This is a genomic window from Halobacillus sp. AWM4_238 (genome assembly GCF_056158265.1).
The window spans coordinates 2,524,316-2,541,524 of record NZ_JBSWSY010000002.1; the positions used below are offsets into that span (position 1 = coordinate 2,524,316).

The 17,209-nt window shown below is 45.1% G+C and carries 15 protein-coding genes; 1 reads left to right on the forward strand and 14 read right to left on the reverse strand.

What is annotated here, in order from left to right:
* Positions 1-101: 101 nt before the first annotated feature.
* The 13 genes from ACXACN_RS12750 to rpoE all read right to left on the reverse strand — a co-directional run bounded on the left by ACXACN_RS12750 (position 102) and on the right by rpoE (position 13,290).
* Complete coding sequence (locus ACXACN_RS12750; protein ID WP_474964905.1) at positions 102-503, reverse strand: hypothetical protein; 402 nt, start codon at positions 501-503, stop codon at positions 102-104.
* A gap of 705 nt (positions 504-1,208) precedes the next feature.
* On the reverse strand, positions 1,209-1,499 hold the full coding sequence (locus ACXACN_RS12755; protein WP_474964906.1) for a hypothetical protein: 291 nt from the start codon (positions 1,497-1,499) through the stop codon (positions 1,209-1,211).
* Positions 1,500-1,515: 16 nt separating this feature from the next.
* The gene (locus tag ACXACN_RS12760; protein ID WP_474964908.1) at positions 1,516-2,199 is read right to left on the reverse strand and encodes a Na-translocating system protein MpsC family protein; all 684 of its coding nucleotides are present in this window, start codon (positions 2,197-2,199) and stop codon (positions 1,516-1,518) included.
* Between the two features lie 645 nt (positions 2,200-2,844).
* The gene (locus ACXACN_RS12765; protein ID WP_474964910.1) at positions 2,845-3,468 is read right to left on the reverse strand and encodes a thymidine kinase; all 624 of its coding nucleotides are present in this window, start codon (positions 3,466-3,468) and stop codon (positions 2,845-2,847) included.
* A 276-nt stretch (positions 3,469-3,744) separates the two neighbouring features.
* Entirely contained in the window at positions 3,745-3,990 is a 246-nt protein-coding gene (locus ACXACN_RS12770) for a type B 50S ribosomal protein L31 (RefSeq protein ID WP_115823370.1), read from the reverse strand.
* A gap of 169 nt (positions 3,991-4,159) precedes the next feature.
* Complete coding sequence (rho, locus tag ACXACN_RS12775) at positions 4,160-5,446, reverse strand: transcription termination factor Rho (protein WP_474964912.1); 1,287 nt, start codon at positions 5,444-5,446, stop codon at positions 4,160-4,162.
* A 451-nt stretch (positions 5,447-5,897) separates the two neighbouring features.
* Entirely contained in the window at positions 5,898-6,866 is a 969-nt protein-coding gene (gene glpX, locus ACXACN_RS12780) for a class II fructose-bisphosphatase (protein ID WP_474964913.1), read from the reverse strand.
* A gap of 57 nt (positions 6,867-6,923) precedes the next feature.
* Positions 6,924-8,210, reverse strand: coding sequence for a UDP-N-acetylglucosamine 1-carboxyvinyltransferase (locus tag ACXACN_RS12785; protein ID WP_474964914.1), 1,287 nt, complete (start codon positions 8,208-8,210; stop codon positions 6,924-6,926).
* Between the two features lie 67 nt (positions 8,211-8,277).
* Positions 8,278-8,919, reverse strand: coding sequence for a fructose-6-phosphate aldolase (gene fsa / locus ACXACN_RS12790; protein ID WP_474964916.1), 642 nt, complete (start codon positions 8,917-8,919; stop codon positions 8,278-8,280).
* Between the two features lie 123 nt (positions 8,920-9,042).
* Positions 9,043-9,906 carry a class II fructose-1,6-bisphosphate aldolase gene (fba, locus tag ACXACN_RS12795; protein WP_474964917.1) on the reverse strand — a complete coding sequence of 288 codons (864 nt, stop codon included), beginning with the start codon at positions 9,904-9,906 and terminating at the stop codon, positions 9,043-9,045.
* A 158-nt stretch (positions 9,907-10,064) separates the two neighbouring features.
* Positions 10,065-10,436 carry a response regulator gene (locus tag ACXACN_RS12800; RefSeq protein ID WP_474964918.1) on the reverse strand — a complete coding sequence of 124 codons (372 nt, stop codon included), beginning with the start codon at positions 10,434-10,436 and terminating at the stop codon, positions 10,065-10,067.
* 405 nt (positions 10,437-10,841) lie between these two features.
* A complete protein-coding gene (locus ACXACN_RS12805; RefSeq protein ID WP_474964920.1) occupies positions 10,842-12,446 on the reverse strand; it encodes a CTP synthase in 1,605 nt (534 codons plus the stop codon).
* A gap of 298 nt (positions 12,447-12,744) precedes the next feature.
* On the reverse strand, positions 12,745-13,290 hold the full coding sequence (gene rpoE, locus ACXACN_RS12810; RefSeq protein ID WP_474964921.1) for a DNA-directed RNA polymerase subunit delta: 546 nt from the start codon (positions 13,288-13,290) through the stop codon (positions 12,745-12,747).
* A gap of 251 nt (positions 13,291-13,541) precedes the next feature.
* On the opposite strand from rpoE, the gene ACXACN_RS12815 reads away from it, so the two are divergent.
* Positions 13,542-13,856 (forward strand): hypothetical protein, encoded by a 315-nt coding sequence (locus ACXACN_RS12815; RefSeq protein ID WP_474964922.1) that lies wholly within the window; start codon positions 13,542-13,544, stop codon positions 13,854-13,856.
* 105 nt (positions 13,857-13,961) lie between these two features.
* On the opposite strand, the gene icmF is transcribed toward ACXACN_RS12815, so the two are convergent.
* Positions 13,962-17,207, reverse strand: coding sequence for a fused isobutyryl-CoA mutase/GTPase IcmF (gene icmF, locus ACXACN_RS12820; protein ID WP_474964924.1), 3,246 nt, complete (start codon positions 17,205-17,207; stop codon positions 13,962-13,964).
* Positions 17,208-17,209 lie beyond the last annotated feature (2 nt).

Genomic DNA, 17,209 nt, shown 5'->3' on the forward strand with positions numbered 1-17,209 from the left:
ATTCTTCTCTAGAGGAAGAAAAGGGAAACAACCTTTTCCACGGATCTCCCGTAGAAACCTAGTCATTCCCCTTCTAACAAATGGATAAATCATTTAAAAAGTTAATTGATTTTCACGTGAATGTCATACCGGGGGACAGCCTTGTATACAGCTTCCTGGATTTGTTTTTCCCAATCTGCTTTTTCTTCTTTGGAAAAATCCTTATCCCCTTCAACGTGTGCCGTCACCCAAACTTGGCTCGCTTCAAGCGCAATCCGTTTCACTTCAACGCCAGGAAGTTGCTGAGCTGCTTCTTTGATCATTTGACGGTCTTGTTTAAGGCCCCATGTATCCCCGACTTTATTCATTGAACGAGGACTCTCCTGCCCACGTGTCACTTCATTGGTGTAGCCCATGTTTTCCACATCATCCCGGCTTGTCATGCCCTGGTATTTTTCTCCCTGCATGCCGCACGCACTCAACAATAACACTGCCATTCCTGTCATGAGAATTAATCGTATCATCTCTTGCACCTCTTCTCTTTTTACCGTTATTGTCTCCGAAACCTTTTCACTTATGCTCCAATAACTATTCAACATAATGGCAGGATTGTGGAAGACTCGATCTCGAGACTTTTGTTAAGTGGATGGGGGCTGCGGGGAATAGCTCGCTCACCGCCCGCCCCATGGAAAGCGAACCTTTTCCCGGAGCCCCTAGAATCACACAAACGTCTCGAAACTGAGTCTTCCATAAAAGGGAGCAATAGTGAAAAAAGCGTAAAAAAACCCAAGCGGGAAGGCCGCTTGGGTTTGGGGTGTTACTTTTCGATGAGCAACTGATATTTTTTAGGGATAATGTCCTCTTGCTTGATTTTTTCTAGAAATTTTTCTGCTTCGGCGTAATCCTGAAAAACCAAATCTTTGTTATCTTTTCTAAACTCAATAACGATACGGTTGCTGTCTAATCCAACTATACGATACAGAGCGCATACTCCTTTCGTTGAGCAAAATTTTGCTCGAAAAACGCAAAAAAGCCGAAAAGTATCCACCTGTGGAAAGAAAGATACTTTTCGGCTTTTGTCTAGCTCTATTGTCCAGATCAATGATACCGAATGGATATATTTAAATGTGATCAGCGTTCAATGGTTAAGCACAAGTAAGGATCAAACGTCTTTGTTTCATCCCAATCATTATTATAGTACAAAATGGGAGAAATGAAAACCGGTTGAGCTACATGGATTTCTTCATGTTCTTTTGTTCCCGAAACGAATGATACCCCTTAAGTTCTTCACACAAGTGCACATATTCTATACACATAAGGTAGATTCTGCCGTTTTCCCGTTCTCCGAGAGCCAAGGAATCTTCCGCCGCCTTCCTGCAAACCTCCGCACAGGAACTAACCATATCCTCTCTCATCGGGCTGTTTTTTTGTACAGTTTCTACAGCGTATTTATATGCATTCATGCATTCTTCCAGTAATAATGTCTTCTCCAGCAGATGGCTGTCTTTTTCATCGACCATTGCCCTCCCCCCTTTTTTACGGCTTCAATATGAGAACGATATAACTGCGATCCTTATCAAAATCCCAATCCACAAAGCCGTCTTCTATCGTTTTTCCAAGAACCGTTTCAAAAGAAGAAAAGTTCAAAAGACGTTTTTCTAACCGGCGTTTAGAAATCTTCAAAGGCTGCTCATAACCTGCGTTGATTAATTCTTTTTCGATCGCTACGAGGATCCCGTTCCGCTCAATGAGCAATGTGCGTTCATTCAGTAAAAAAGAACGAATGGACTCGGGTGGTTTCTCAGCTTTTCGGCTCAGTTGTTCGACTTCTTCGTGAACCGCGTCTTTTTGTGCATAGGATTTAAGCCCTTCATCCTCTGTGTTATCCGTAGCAATGATGCCTATGAGCATGCCGGTTTGTCTAGATAACGACCAATCATAATATAGTGTATCGATATAGATATTTGAACTGGCACGAAACGTTGCTTTTATATCAGGAATTAGTTCCCTCATCATAAGGTCTCGTGTTTCTTCCACTTTTTTATCATTTTTCTGCCCGACTAACACACGCTCCATTGGCGCTAGAAAATCTTTCAAATAAATAGTCAGAAACTTTCCTTCTATGGATACGAATACCGAAGAAGGCCCTTTTCCGAAGTGGTCACGCAACAGCTTGCCAATGTAGCTTGACATTTCAGACTGAATGGATTTTTTATCCATACCCATCCCCCCAGACCATACGTTTATCTATCCTTTAAGATATCACTAAACTCGTTTATTTAAACGGAATCCAGCACATTGAGAATATTTTACAGAACATTTGTTTATCTAACTGGCAGGATTGTTGAAGACTCAGTATCGATATGTTTCAGGGTTCGTTGCTGAATTGAGTGTTAGGGGTGGTTGGGAAGCAACTCGCTTTCCAACCACCCCATTCGATATTGTGAGAAACGAACCCACCTACACAATTGGAGCATTTTCCATTAACACTGCTTTCCAGTAAAAAAAGCGCTTCATAGCAAGCGTTAAAGTGCAGAGAACTGCTTGTTTTTAGTTGGATTCACGAACTTACATTACGCTGGACAGCTGCTTATTCTGGAAGTAGTTTCGAGATACTTATATGGCAAAGGGGCGGAGGGGAATGGCGAGACTCCTGCGGGGAAAAAGTGCAGGGTGAGACCCCACAGGACGCAGTCCGAGGAGGCTCACCGCGCTCCCGCGGAAAGCGAGTCATTCCCCGCAGCCCCCATCCACTCAACAAACATCTCGAAACTGAGTCTTCAAGAAAAGGGAGCTTTTATGCAAGATAGATCATGATTTTGGGCAGAAAAAAAGACAGCTGAGGTCAGCTGTCTAAGTAGTAGTTTATGTTGTTTTTTCAGCGTAAACCTTTTTCACTTCCTGTTGCCTGGGCTTATTCGGTACTTCGTGATGATGGCGGCAACGCGGTTCGTATGATTCCGACGCACCGACTAAAATAATCGGGTCATCATAGGAAGCGGGCGCTCCATCAATCAAACGTTGAGTACGGCTGGCCGGTGAACCACAAACAGGGCAGATTGCGTTCAATTTTGTAACACTTTCACTTAGGGCCATCATAGCCGGCATTTTGCCAAAAGGTTCCCCTCTGAAGTCGGTATCCAGTCCAGCGACGATGACGCGTATGCCTTTATCTGCTAAACACTCCACGACCTCTACGATATGCTCGTCAAAAAACTGCAATTCATCAATTCCTACAACATCCACTTCATCCGTCACATGTTGAAGGATGTCCAACGAGCTTTTCACAGGACGAGCCATTACAGAGGTGCCATTATGAGAGACAACCGCATCTTCCTTGTACCGGTCATCAATCGCAGGTTTATAGACACGGACCGTCAAATTACCGAAAGTTGCACGTCTGACGCGACGAATCAACTCTTCCGATTTTCCGCTGAACATACTTCCGCAGATGAGTTCGACCCATCCACTTTGTTTCATTACATACACGTCTACTGTCGCTCCCTTCTCACACGATCAAGCTTCAAATATGGGGGGATCATCCGGTATCCTCCCCTTTATGTCAACAAAAAAGAGCTCCCTTGATTTGATCACCAAGGACAGCTCCCCTTATTGATAAGTCCTTTGAAGAGTATACGATAAAGTCTTTCCAACAAAGACTTTTATACCCCTATTTTTTGACAAAAAAACAGGCAAACCTCTGAGACAATTTGCCTGTTTTTGTTCAAAATGATGAAGCCCCTCTCAAAAGAGAGGGTATCATAATTATGAAAGGTTATATTTCTTCTTGAAGCGATCCACACGGCCGCCAGCTTTGTCAGCTTTCTGCTTACCTGTGTAGAACGGGTGAGACGCAGAACTAATCTCTACGCGGATCAATGGATACGTGTTTCCATCTTCCCACTCGATTGTTTCTTCAGAAGTCTGAGTAGACCCTGTTAGAAACTTGAAATTAGAACTTGTGTCTAGGAATACAACTTTACGGTATTCTGGATGAATTCCTGCTTTCATGTTCTTCCACTCCTTTTTGCCCTGAATCCTTTGGAAACAGAGTTATTGTAAGAGCCGTCGAAGGTTCGTGATAACACCTTGTACTGAAACTCACATAGAATGATTATAACAGGGGCTACCCCCTGATGCAACATCCAGTTTCAAGAAACATAAGATCTTGAGTCCACCTTTAACGACGTGCGGCTGTTGCTTTCCCTTTCATATCCTTATCCATAAGATCAAAAAACTCTTCATTATTTTTTGATGCTCTCAAGCGGCGAAGGAACCTGTCCGTAAAGTCCTGCGAATCCGACATGGATTTCCGGATGGCCCAGATTTTATCCAGATGTGTTTGAGGAAGCAGCAGTTCTTCTTTTCTTGTTCCTGACCGAAGAATATCAATCGCAGGAAAGATTCGGCGCTCAGCAAGACTGCGATCAAGGTGCAGCTCCATGTTTCCTGTCCCTTTGAATTCCTCATAAATGACGTCATCCATACGCGAACCTGTATCGACAAGAGCGGTAGCAAGAATCGTCAAGCTTCCCCCTTCTTCAATGTTACGCGCTGCACCGAAGAATCGTTTCGGTCGGTGGAAAGCAGCAGGGTCGATTCCGCCCGATAATGTACGTCCACTTGGAGGGATGACCAGGTTGTAAGCTCGAGCTAAACGAGTAATGCTGTCCATGAGAACAATGACATCACGTTTATGCTCAACGAGACGCATGGCTCTTTCCAAGACCAGCTCCGAAACTTTGATGTGGTTTTCAGGAACTTCATCGAACGTAGAGCTGACTACATCCACATCCGGAGCTACCGAGCGCTCAATGTCTGTCACTTCTTCCGGACGTTCATCGACAAGCAAAATGATGAGCTTAGCATCCGGGTGATTCGCGGAAATGCTGTTGGCCATTTGTTTCAAAAGCATCGTCTTTCCCGCTTTTGGTGGAGCAACAATCAACCCACGCTGGCCATAGCCTACCGGAGACATGAGATCCATGATTCGGGTAGATAGCTTTTTGGTTTCTGTTTCCAGCTTCATTTGACGATCCGGGTAAAGCGGAGTCAGAGCAGGGAAGTGCACTCTTTCCTTAGCAGAGTCTGGATCCTCACCGTTTACAGCATCTACGTGAAGAAGACCATAGTAACGTTCGTTCTCTTTCGGTGGACGCACCTTACCAGATACCTTGTCCCCGTTTCTCAAGTCAAAACGACGGATTTGTGAGGCAGAAATGTAAATGTCCTCTGCGCTTGGAGAATAATTGATTGGTCGTAAGAAGCCGAACCCTTCTGAAGGAATGATTTCAAGGATACCGTCCATGAAAAGGAAACCATCTTTTTCAGCCTGGGCTTTTAAAATCGCAAAAATCAATTCGCGTTTGGTCAATTTTGCATAGTAAGAGACTTTATACTGCCTAGCTTTCGCATAAAGCCCTTTCAATGTCATCGTTTCTAGATTGGAGATTGTTAAATCCGCCACGTAATCACCACTTTTTATTTATTTTCATTATTTATCATTCATACAGAAGAAAATCATTAACGTCTCTATAGACCTCATGTTTTTCAGAATAGAAAAATGGAAAGGTTAAAAAACCTCTCGAACTTCTTACATATAAAGTTAATACTTCTCTAAAGGGTTTATAGAATGAGCCTGCCTATATAGAAGATCTGCTTCCCAATAAAGGAATCCAATCTTTCAGCAGAACTTTTTGGTTAGAAGAATGAGAAGAAGTTAAGTGAAGTCAGTAAATAGAAGCATAAGGGGACGGGTGTCATTATCTTCTATCCTAATCAAACAATCTTTATTGTACTCCTGTCTTTCTACAGTTTCAATGCTAATTTGAGAAATGTTTAAGAAGGTGGGCTTTTGTAGATGAAGAGGAAGCTGGATTGACCAAAGCTTCCTCTTTCTTTGATGAAGGATGTTTTCATTAGGGCTTCATGACTAGATTCGGCTTTTTCTTCAGGCTGTGGTCTCCATCAATGAAACGGACCGTACCTGATTTCGCCCTCATGACTAACGTTTGAGTCGTCGCTTTCTGTCCTTTGAACTGTACACCTTTCAGAAGTTCTCCATCGGTCACACCAGTGGCTGCGAAGATGGCATCATCCCCTCCACAGAAATCTTCCATGTATAGGACTTTGTCCACATCTTCGATCCCCATCTGTTCACAACGAAGTCGTTCCTCGTCATTGGCAGGCAGAAGCTTGCCCTGGATTTCACCACCCAGGCACTTTAGTCCGACGGCTGCGAGTACACCTTCAGGGGCACCGCCCGTTCCGAACAATATATCTACACCTGTGTGATCGAAGGCTGTATTGATAGCTGCAGCGACATCACCGTCAGGGATCAGTTTGATTCTTGCGCCAGCCTCACGGATCTCCTCAATGATCCGCTGGTGGCGATCGCGATTCAAAACGACGGCTACGACATCTTCTACATCTTTCTTTTTCGCTTCCGCGACGGCTTGCAGGTTTTCTGAGATGGATGCGTTGATATCCACTTTTCCTACAGCCTCAGGACCGACGGCTATTTTATTCATATACATATCCGGGGCATGTAAAAGCTGTTTATGATCAGCGATGGCGATAACAGCAAGGGCGTTCCACGTTCCTTGAGCCACAATGTTCGTCCCTTCCAGTGGATCGACAGCGACATCAACTCTTGCTCCGTACCCATTGCCGAGTTTTTCACCGATATAAAGCATTGGTGCTTCATCCATTTCCCCTTCTCCGATCACGACGGTCCCTTTCATCGGGATCGTATCAAACACATCGCGCATGGCTGAGGTCGCCGCATCGTCGGCTTCCTCTTTCTTTCCTCTTCCCATCCAACGCGCAGATGACAGTGCAGCTGCTTCCGTAACTCTCACTAATTCCATCGATAGACTTCTTTCCATGGTGATCTCCCCAATCAATCAAAGATTTTTCCTCATCTCCCCATGGAAATCATGAACCTACGAATTTTGGAATTGCTCGATTTCTTCGGCTGACATTTCCTCATACCAGACCTTTGCACCTAAATCAATCAGCTTGTTCGTAATGTTTTCATATCCTCGCTCAATGTGATCCACACCTGTGATTTCTGTAACGCCTTCAGCCATTAATCCAGCTATGACAAGAGCGGCACCCGCACGAAGGTCCGTTGCTTTCACTTTGGCTCCTTGCAACTTAGAAGGCCCTGTCACAATCGCAGAACCGCCTTCGACTTTAATCGAAGCATTCATACGTCTCAATTCATCAACATGCTTGAAACGGGCCTGATAGATGGTATCCGTGACCACACCTGTACCTTGCGTTTGAGTAAGTAATGAAGTGAACGGCTGCTGCAGGTCTGTCGCAAAGCCTGGATAAACGAGTGTTTTAATATCGACACTCTTCAATTCTTTTCCTGGTTTCACGTAAAGCTGTTCATCATTTTCTTCAATGGTTACGCCCATTTCACGAAGCTTGGCTAAAAGCGACTCCAGGTGTTGAGGGATGACGTTATCAATGATCATCTCTTCTCCTTGAGCAGCAGCCATAATCGTGTACGTCCCTGCTTCAATCCGGTCCGGGATGATCGTATGAAGACATCCTTTCAGTGTATCCACACCTTCAATACGGATGACGTCTGTTCCTGCTCCTTTGATTTTCGCTCCCATACTTGTCAAAAGCGTCGCCACATCAATGATTTCAGGTTCCTTCGCCGCATTCTCGATAACTGTTTTCCCTTTCGCCCTTACAGCAGCCAGCATGATATTGATGGTGGCTCCGACACTGACGACATCTAAATAAATACGTGCACCCTTCAGTTCTCTGGCACGAAGGTAGATCGCACCTTGTTCATTGGTCACTTTCGCACCAAGAGCTTCAAATCCTTTAATGTGCTGGTCGATCGGCCTCGGCCCTAAATGGCAACCTCCAGGTAAGCCGATGACAGCCTTATTAAAGCGCCCAAGCATCGCCCCCATAAAATAATAAGAGGCTCTCAACTTTTTAACTTTTCCATTTGGCAATGGCATGTCGACCATTTCAGAAGGATCGATATGGACGGTTCTTCCGTCTTTACGCACCGTTCCTCCAATTTCCTCCAGCAAGTCCGACAAAATTCCGACATCAGAAATGTCCGGGAGACCTTCAATCGTCACAGGCGTTTCAGCCAAAATCGCTGCTGGCAGCAAAGCGACAGCACTGTTTTTGGCGCCGCTGACCCGTACCTGTCCACGTAAAGGCCTTCCGCCTTCCACTAATAGTTTATGCATGTAAAATTCCTCGCTTTAAGGTGAAGATTATAATTTTAGTATGTGCAATATTTTCCATAACACACGACTATTTTTGATTATTCCAGTCATTCAAGAATTTTTCAATCCCCTGATCTGTCAACGGATGTTTAACAATCTGGCTCAGAACCTTGAAAGGAATCGTAGCAATGTGCGCCCCATGAATCGCAGCTTCTGTTACGTGGACAGGATGGCGGACAGATGCTGCAATGATTTCCGTGTCTATGGCATGGCGGTCGAAGATTTCTGAAATCTGGGCAACAAGTTCCATCCCGTTATGGCCGATATCATCAAGCCTTCCAAGGAATGGCGATACGTAAGAAGCACCTGCACGAGCAGCCATCAACGCCTGATTGGCTGAGAAAATCAAAGTTACATTGGTTTTGATATTCAAATCACTGAAAGCTTTCACTGCTTTTAGACCTTCCAGCGTCATCGGCACTTTAACTGTAATGTTCGGGGCAATAGCAGCAAGACTCTTCCCTTCCTGAATCATCCCTTCCGCATCCTCAGAGATGACCTCAGCACTGACAGAGCCATCCACTTCATCCGTAATTTCTTTCAGACGGTCATGAAAAGAGACCCCTTCTTTTGCTACAAGACTCGGGTTTGTTGTAACCCCGGCCAAGAGTCCTAGTGCATTCGCTTCTTTAATGTCTTCTATGTTTGCCGTATCAATGAAAAATTTCATATCCCCACTCCTCTTCGCTTCTTAATTTATTGCTCCAAGTTGATGAAAAAAGTCGAATGATGGCGTTTTCATACGTGATGAAAAGGAAACCGCTACAGAGTAGCGGCTTCCTTCAAACAATTATTACGCTTTTTGAGAAGATCCGAATTCACGCATCTTGCCAATAACCGTTTCCTTGATCGCTTCACGGCCAGGTCCAAGATATTTACGTGGATCGTACTGCTCAGGCTGTTCAGCAAGAACTTGGCGAACGGCTTTACCCTGAGCCATTTGGTTCTCAGTGTTTACGTTAATTTTAGCTGTACCGAAAGAGATTGCTTTCTTGATATCAGCTGTCGGGATTCCTGTACCACCGTGAAGAACAAGTGGCTTGTCAACAAGTCCCATGATTTCTTCCATGCGGTCAAAGCCAAGGTTTGGCTCACCTTTGTAAGGTCCGTGTACAGAACCAAGAGCTGGTGCAAATACGTCAACGTTTGTTTCGTCAACCAATTGCTTACACTCAGATGGGATTGCGTATGCTGCTTCAGCATCGTCAACGATGATGTCGTCTTCTTGTCCACCTACACGGCCAAGCTCTGCTTCAACAGATACACCGTGGATGTGTGCAAGTTCAACAACCTTACGAGTGACCGCAATGTTGTCTTCAAGTGGATCGTGGGAAGCATCGATCATTACGGAAGTGAATCCAGCGTGGATCGCTTCAGCACATTTTTCAAAGCTTGAACCATGGTCCAAGTGAATCGCAACAGGTACCGTTGTACCATAAGATTTCATAAGTGCTTTCACCATGTCGACAACAACGTTGAAGCCGCCCATGTAACGTCCTGCACCTTCAGATACACCCAGGATTACTGGAGACTGCTCTTCTTCAGCAGCCTGAAGAATCGCTTGAGCATATTCTAAGTTATTAAGGTTGAACTGACCTACGCCGTAGCGTTCTTCCTTGGCTTTTTCTAGCATTTCTTTCATTGATACTAGTGGCATGAAAGAATCCTCCTTTAGTTAGCGTACTGCATTGTATTTACAAGTCTGTTTCCATACGAAAACACACCATGTAAGTTTGGTTACAGTATTAGAATACCAATACCCTTTCTATGGTGCAACAGCAGGAGGATTATATAGCGCTTACATCGAGAAAAAAGTCATGAACGGCTATGAACAAGGGTTCCATTAACCATTTCTTTCAATTTATGGATGTCAAATGGCTTAGCTATGATATCAGTTACAAAAGGAAAATCAGTTTCCTTCTCAATGGACTCTTTGGATTCCCCTGTAATAATGATGACCGGTGAACCAAAGTTCATTTCTTCTAAGTAATTCAACACTTCTCTCCCATGCATGACAGGAAGATTATAATCCATAATGATGAGGTCCAAATCCTGTTCTTCCACAAAGTCACAGGCTTCCCTTCCCGTTTTTGCGCTTGCTGTTTCATATCCCTCTGTCTTTAGAATTTCTTCTAATAAGAGACGGATCCCCGGCTGGTCGTCCACGATTAGAATTCGATTGGCCATGCTTTTTACCTTCCCTTCTATATTCGTTTTGTTTAGATTCCACTCACTATCTCTCTATCCATGTATTTTCTATACATGAATTGCTTATTCCTGCGCACGTACGTTCTGTTTGTCAAAATTCCTGCAATAATTTCCTCTTCCACTAGCGCTCCTGTATGTGGAAGACTCCGTTTCGAGACTTTTGTTGAGTGGATGGGGGCTACGGGGAATAGCTCGCTTTCCGCGGAAGCGCGGTGAGCCTCCTCGGACTCCGTCCTGTGGGGTCTCACCCAGCTACCCTTTTCCCGGAGCCCCTAAACGCACACAGGCATCTCGAAACGGAGTCTTCATGAGTCCTGCCAAATACTTGAAGGACTGTATATAAAAGAGGCGACACCCTTTTAGGATGTCGCCTCTTTTCGGGTTTTATTGGTGTGTTTTCATTGCTGCGCCGACGAAGCCGTGGAATAGTTCCTGCGGGCGGGTCGGGCGTGATTTGAATTCCGGGTGGAACTGGCTGGCTACGAACCATGGGTGATCTTCCACCTCAATAATTTCAACAAGGCGGCCGTCCGGGCTTGTACCGGAGAATTTAAATCCTGCCGCTTCCATTTGCTCACGGTAATGGTTGTTGAATTCGAAACGGTGACGGTGACGCTCGTAAACCACTTCTTCGCCGTAAGCTTCCATCGCTTTGGTACCTGCTTGCAGACGGGAAGGATAGATACCAAGACGAAGAGTACCACCAAGATCAGACACTTCTTTTTGTTCTGGAAGAAGGTCGATGATCGGATGCTCTGTCGAAGGATCGATCTCTGCTGAGTGGGCCCCTTTTAGACCTAGGACATTACGGGCAAATTCAACGGTTGCCAGCTGCATACCCAGGCAGATTCCAAGGAATGGTACATGGTTTTCACGCGCGTAACGAATGGCATCGATTTTCCCTTCGATTCCTCGATCACCAAAGCCTCCAGGAACAAGGATTCCGTCTACGCCCTGCAGTTCATCTGCAACATTTTGTGCATTCAGATTCTCGGAGTTCACCCATTTTACTTCTACATCGGAATCGTAACTGTAGCCGGCATGTTTCAATGCTTCGACAACAGAGATGTACGCATCAGGAAGCTCCACATACTTACCAACAAGCGCAATGGTCGTTTTATGCTGAAGGTTTTTCACTTGCTCAATCAGTTTGTTCCACTCTGTCATGTCTGCTGGTGGTAAATCTAAGCCAAAGTGCTGACACGTCAGCTCATCCAGCTTTTGTTCCTGCAAAGTAATCGGCACGTTGTAAAGCGTGTCGGCATCGCGCGCTTCAATGACCGCATCTTTATTAATGTCACAGAACAGAGCAATCTTTTCTTTCATATCTTCAGAAATCGCCATTTCCGTACGAAGAACGATGACATCCGGTTGGATTCCTAGTGAACGAAGCTCCTTAACACTATGTTGTGTCGGCTTGGTTTTCATTTCTGCTGCCGCGTTCAAATAAGGGACAAGTGTACAATGCAGGTACATCACATGCTCTCGTCCGATGTCACTCTTGATCTGACGAATCGCTTCAAGGAATGGAAGGGATTCGATGTCCCCGACTGTACCACCGATTTCCGTGATGACGACGTCTGCGTTCGTTTCGTGACCCGCGCGGAAGACGCGTTCTTTGATTTCGTTCGTAATGTGAGGGATGACTTGGACCGTTCCTCCCAGGTAATCACCGCGACGCTCTTTTTTAATGACGTTGGAATAAACCTTTCCTGTCGTTACGTTACTGAATTTATTCAGATTAATGTCGATGAAACGCTCATAGTGACCAAGGTCAAGGTCTGTCTCCGCTCCATCATCGGTTACGAATACTTCTCCGTGTTGATACGGGCTCATTGTCCCCGGGTCTACGTTGATGTATGGATCGAATTTTTGAATGGTTACCTTCATGCCTCTATTTTTTAACAAACGACCTAAAGATGCCGCCGTAATCCCTTTACCTAAGGATGATACGACACCGCCAGTTACGAAAATGTATTTTGTTGCCACGTTGAATCCCTCTTTCTCTATTTGTCTTATTTAGTTATTCACTAATCCATGCGATTTGATAAGGGGCAATTACATAAAAGCACAAGTGTCGAGGAGTTCTCTATGAAGAAGATTCCTCACCTGACACTGACTAATACAAAAGCACAGGCGCCTTAGCCATGAGCAAGGCGCCACTCGCGTTTACATATAAAAAACAAAAAACGCTCCCCTGTCTCGGGGAGCGTTTGGAAATTTCGTTTCAGGAAATTAAAGAGCCCAAATAAGATTCTACTGATTTGACTTTTAAAAGTCAACCACCTTATTTTTCTTCTTCTTCGTCGTCATCTCCAATGAAGCTAATATCATCTTCGACGATTTCTTCCTCTTCTTCATCAAGGTCATCATCTTCATAATCACCTTCGAAGTCATCGTCATCATCAAGATCTAGATCTTCATCTGTCAGCTCAAGATCATCTTCGAGCTCGTCCTCTTCGGCATCATCATATTCAGAAACACCCAATTCATCTTCAAGCAGCTTGGAAGGCTTCTTCTTTTTCTTCTTCTTCTTTTTACGTTTTTGTGGAAGGTTGGCAATCTCTTCTTCCAATTGTTCTACCGGGTACCACTTTTTCAAGCCCCAACGGTTTGTTCCGATTGTCATAAATTGACCGTCGATATTCATGTCCGTATAGAACTGAGCAATGTATTGTTCTCTTTGTGCATCAGTAAAACCTTTCATGTCTGCGATGCGTTTAAAGATCTCGTTAAAGTCAATCGCTTCACGTTCTTCTTCTAGAATTTTAGTAGCCAGCAAAATCATGGAAGTTTCTTCAATTTGCTCTTGGCTCATTTCTTTTAAGCTCACGGTCCAGCACTCCTTTATATAAACAAAATAGAATAAGTGACCTCATGGGCATACGAATCACATTTAATCATACCATCCATTATATGAGTTGGCCGTACAAAAATCAAATGTAGTCTTCTTTACCTTTTGTAGACAAACCCACATGATTTTAAACTTTCGATATAAAATAGAGGTTAGACATAAATGTTGGTGTTCCTGCCATTTTATTTTAAAATAAAAGTAGAATGAATAGAAAGAAGGAGAGACGAACTGTGGAAAATCATCCTTTCAATTGGGTTGCTACCATTATTGCTGCCTTAGCCTTAGGCGTCTGGCTATTTACTAGCTTCGGTATGATCCATGAGGAACACAAAGAAGAAGCAGAAATCACATCCAAATCTCATAATGATGAAGGGTATTTTGTAGAAGTGGATGATAAGAAAATCCACGTCAAAGATACGAGTACATGGATGCTGTTAAAAGAAGGCGAAACGTATAACCTTACGTATGAATGGTATGGAACGAAAAAACCTTATGTAACCGAAGTGAACCAGGCCCACGACAATGATCAAGTGGGTGGTCACTAATAGAATGGCCCTCGCTAAGTTAGCGAGGGCTGTTTTTCTGATTTCTTCCTATATTAGCTGGTTCCTGCACTATATTAGCAACTCCACCCAATATATGGGTAACCGCTACATATTCCTTCGGTATTGCCCACCCACTTCATAAAGCGCGTTCGTGATTTGACCGAGGCTCGCAACTTTGACGGTTTCCATCAATTCCTCAAAAATGTTCCCACCACCGGACGCTACTTGTTTCAAACGAGCCAACGCTTCTCCGGCTTCATTTTCGTGTGAGGCTTGGAAATTGCGTAATTCAGTGATCTGGTGCTCTTTTTCTTCCTTGGAAGCACGAGCCAGTTCCATGGAGTCGATTTCCTCTTCAGATGGTGGATTCGGGTTCAAATACGTATTCACGCCGATGATCGGAAGTTCGCCGGAGTGTTTTTTCCCTTCATAGTAAAGAGATTCTTCCTGGATTTTTCCTCGTTGATACTGGCGTTCCATGGCACCGAGCACTCCACCACGATCATTGATCCGCTCGAACTCCTGCAAAACAGCTTCTTCGACTAGGTCTGTCAGCTCTCTAATAATATAAGAGCCTTGCAAGGAGTTTTCGTTTTTCGTCAGGCCGAACTCTTTACTGATGATCATTTGAATGGCCATCGCTCTCCGGACAGATTCTTCTGTCGGTGTCGTGATCGCCTCATCGTAGGAATTCGTATGCAGGGAGTTACAGTTATCCTGGATGGCGATCAGGGCCTGCAACGTTGTACGAATATCGTTAAAGTCGATTTCCTGGGCGTGGAGGGACCGTCCGGATGTTTGAATGTGATACTTCAACTTCTGGCTCCGCTCGTTCGCTCCATATTTATCACGCATGACGATCGCCCAAATACGTCGGGCTACACGACCAAGCACCGTATACTCTGGATCCAGACCATTAGAAAAGAAGAACGACAAGTTTGGTGCGAACTTATTGATGTCCATGCCTCTGCTCAAGTAATACTCGACATAGGTGAACCCGTTAGCAAGTGTGAAGGCAAGCTGGGTAATTGGATTCGCCCCAGCTTCTGCAATATGGTAGCCGGAAATAGACACCGAATAGTAATTGCGAACTTCGTTGTCGATGAAGTATTGTTGAATATCCCCCATCATACGCAGCGCGAATTCTGTTGAGAAGATGCACGTGTTTTGTCCTTGATCTTCTTTCAAAATGTCTGCCTGTACCGTACCCCGGACAACATTGATGGTCTGAGCTTTTATTGAGGACGCTTCTTCAGCATTCGGCTCACGACCGTTCTCTTCCTTGAATTTTTCAAGCTGTTGATCGATGGCTGTATTAAAGAACATCGCCAGGATGATCGGCGCCGGACCATTGATTGTCATGGAAACCGACGTGGAAGGGTCGACGAGGTCAAACCCATCGTACAATTTCTTCATATCTTCCAGAGTACAAATATTGACGCCGCTTTCTCCGACTTTTCCGTAAATATCCGGGCGCTCATCTGGGTCTTCTCCATATAATGTCACAGAGTCGAAAGCGGTACTGAGGCGTTTTGCTTCGTCTCCCTCCGACAAATAGTGGAAGCGACGATTCGTACGTTCCGGCGTTCCTTCTCCTGCGAACTGACGCTTCGGATCTTCCCCTTTCCGCTTGAACGGAAATACTCCAGCGGTAAAAGGAAAAGCTCCTGGAACATTTTCACGTAACAGCCATGACAAACGGTCGCCCCAGTCGGTGTATTTCGGAAGAGCAACTTTCGGAACCTTCGTCCCGCTCAGGCTCTCAGTCATAATATCCATGGTGATTTCTTTATCACGCACTTTAAATGTGTACGTATCTCCGCTATAACGTTCGTGAAGGTCATCCCAGTCTTCAAGCTTCTCTTTTGCCTCACGAGAGAGGTGCTGTTCATAGTCGTCCATCAAGCGCTGTAGGTTTTCCCTGGTTGCTTCATCCTTCACGAGCTCAGCCGTCCCTTTCAACTGATAGAGTTTACGCGCTTTTTCTGCCTGGTTTTCGGTTTCGTTATGATAATTACGGACAGCCAGAGCCAAATCACGCAAATATTGCTTGCGCTCATTAGGGATGATGACATTCTGCTTTTCCACCTTTTCCAATCCTGAAAAAGAGGTTTCGTCTTCCCAGCTAAACTTGTCGTTCAGCTTGTCGACAATAGCTGCGAACAACGTGTTGGTGCCAGGGTCATTGAATTGACTTGCAATCGTTCCATAGACCGGGAACTTGCTGTCGTCTTCATGGAAAAGCATATGACTGCGCTGGTACTGCTTTTTCACCTGATTGAAGGCGTCTTCTGACCCTTTTTGTTCAAACTTATTGATGACGATAAAGTCAGCAAAGTCGATCATATCGATTTTCTCAAGCTGTGATGGCGCACCGAACTCCGCAGTCATGACATACATGGATAAGTCAGTCACATCAGTGATCGCTGCATCTCCCTGCCCGATGCCACTTGTCTCCACGATGATAAAATCGACACCGGCCGCTTTGACGACTTGAATCGCTTCCTCCACGGCTGTTGAAAGTTCAGAACGGGCGTCCCTTGTGGCAAGGGAGCGCATGTAAACGCGTGGATTGAATATCGCGTTCATGCGAATGCGGTCACCGAGTAAGGCTCCACCTGTTTTCTTTTTCGTAGGATCGACAGATAAGATCGCAATCTTCTTATCCGGAATTTCATTGACGAAGCGGCGGATCAATTCATCCGTAAGCGAGCTCTTTCCCGCTCCCCCTGTTCCTGTAATTCCAAGGACAGGAATCGTTTTTTCCTGCATTTTTTCAACAGCGGTCTCAAAGGCCGCAACGGCTTCTCTTTCTTTCTTCGGCGTATTTTCAACATAAGTAATGAATCGCGCGATGGACTGATGATCACCAGATGAGAGGCCTTCGACTCCTTTTTCCACATCCAGAGGCGGCAGAAAATCACACTCCTCAATCATTCGATTGATCATGCCCTGAAGGCCCAAGGTACGGCCATCTTCTGGCGAAAACACACGCGCTACCCCATACTCATGAAGCTCTTTGATTTCACGAGGGATGATGACTCCTCCCCCTCCGCCGTAGACGCGGATGTGCCCAGCGCCCTTCTGATCCAGCAGGTCGACCATGTATTTAAAGTATTCTACATGCCCGCCTTGATATGAAGAAATCGCTATTCCTTGAGCATCTTCCTGGATAGCCGCGTTGACCACTTCCTCAACGGAACGGTTATGGCCGAGGTGGATGACCTCTGCCCCTGTCGCCTGTAGAATCCGCCTCATAATATTGATGGATGCATCATGGCCGTCGAAGAGACTCGAGGCCGTTACGAAACGGACAGGGTTTTTCGGCTTATAGACTGTCGGTTGTTCCATAT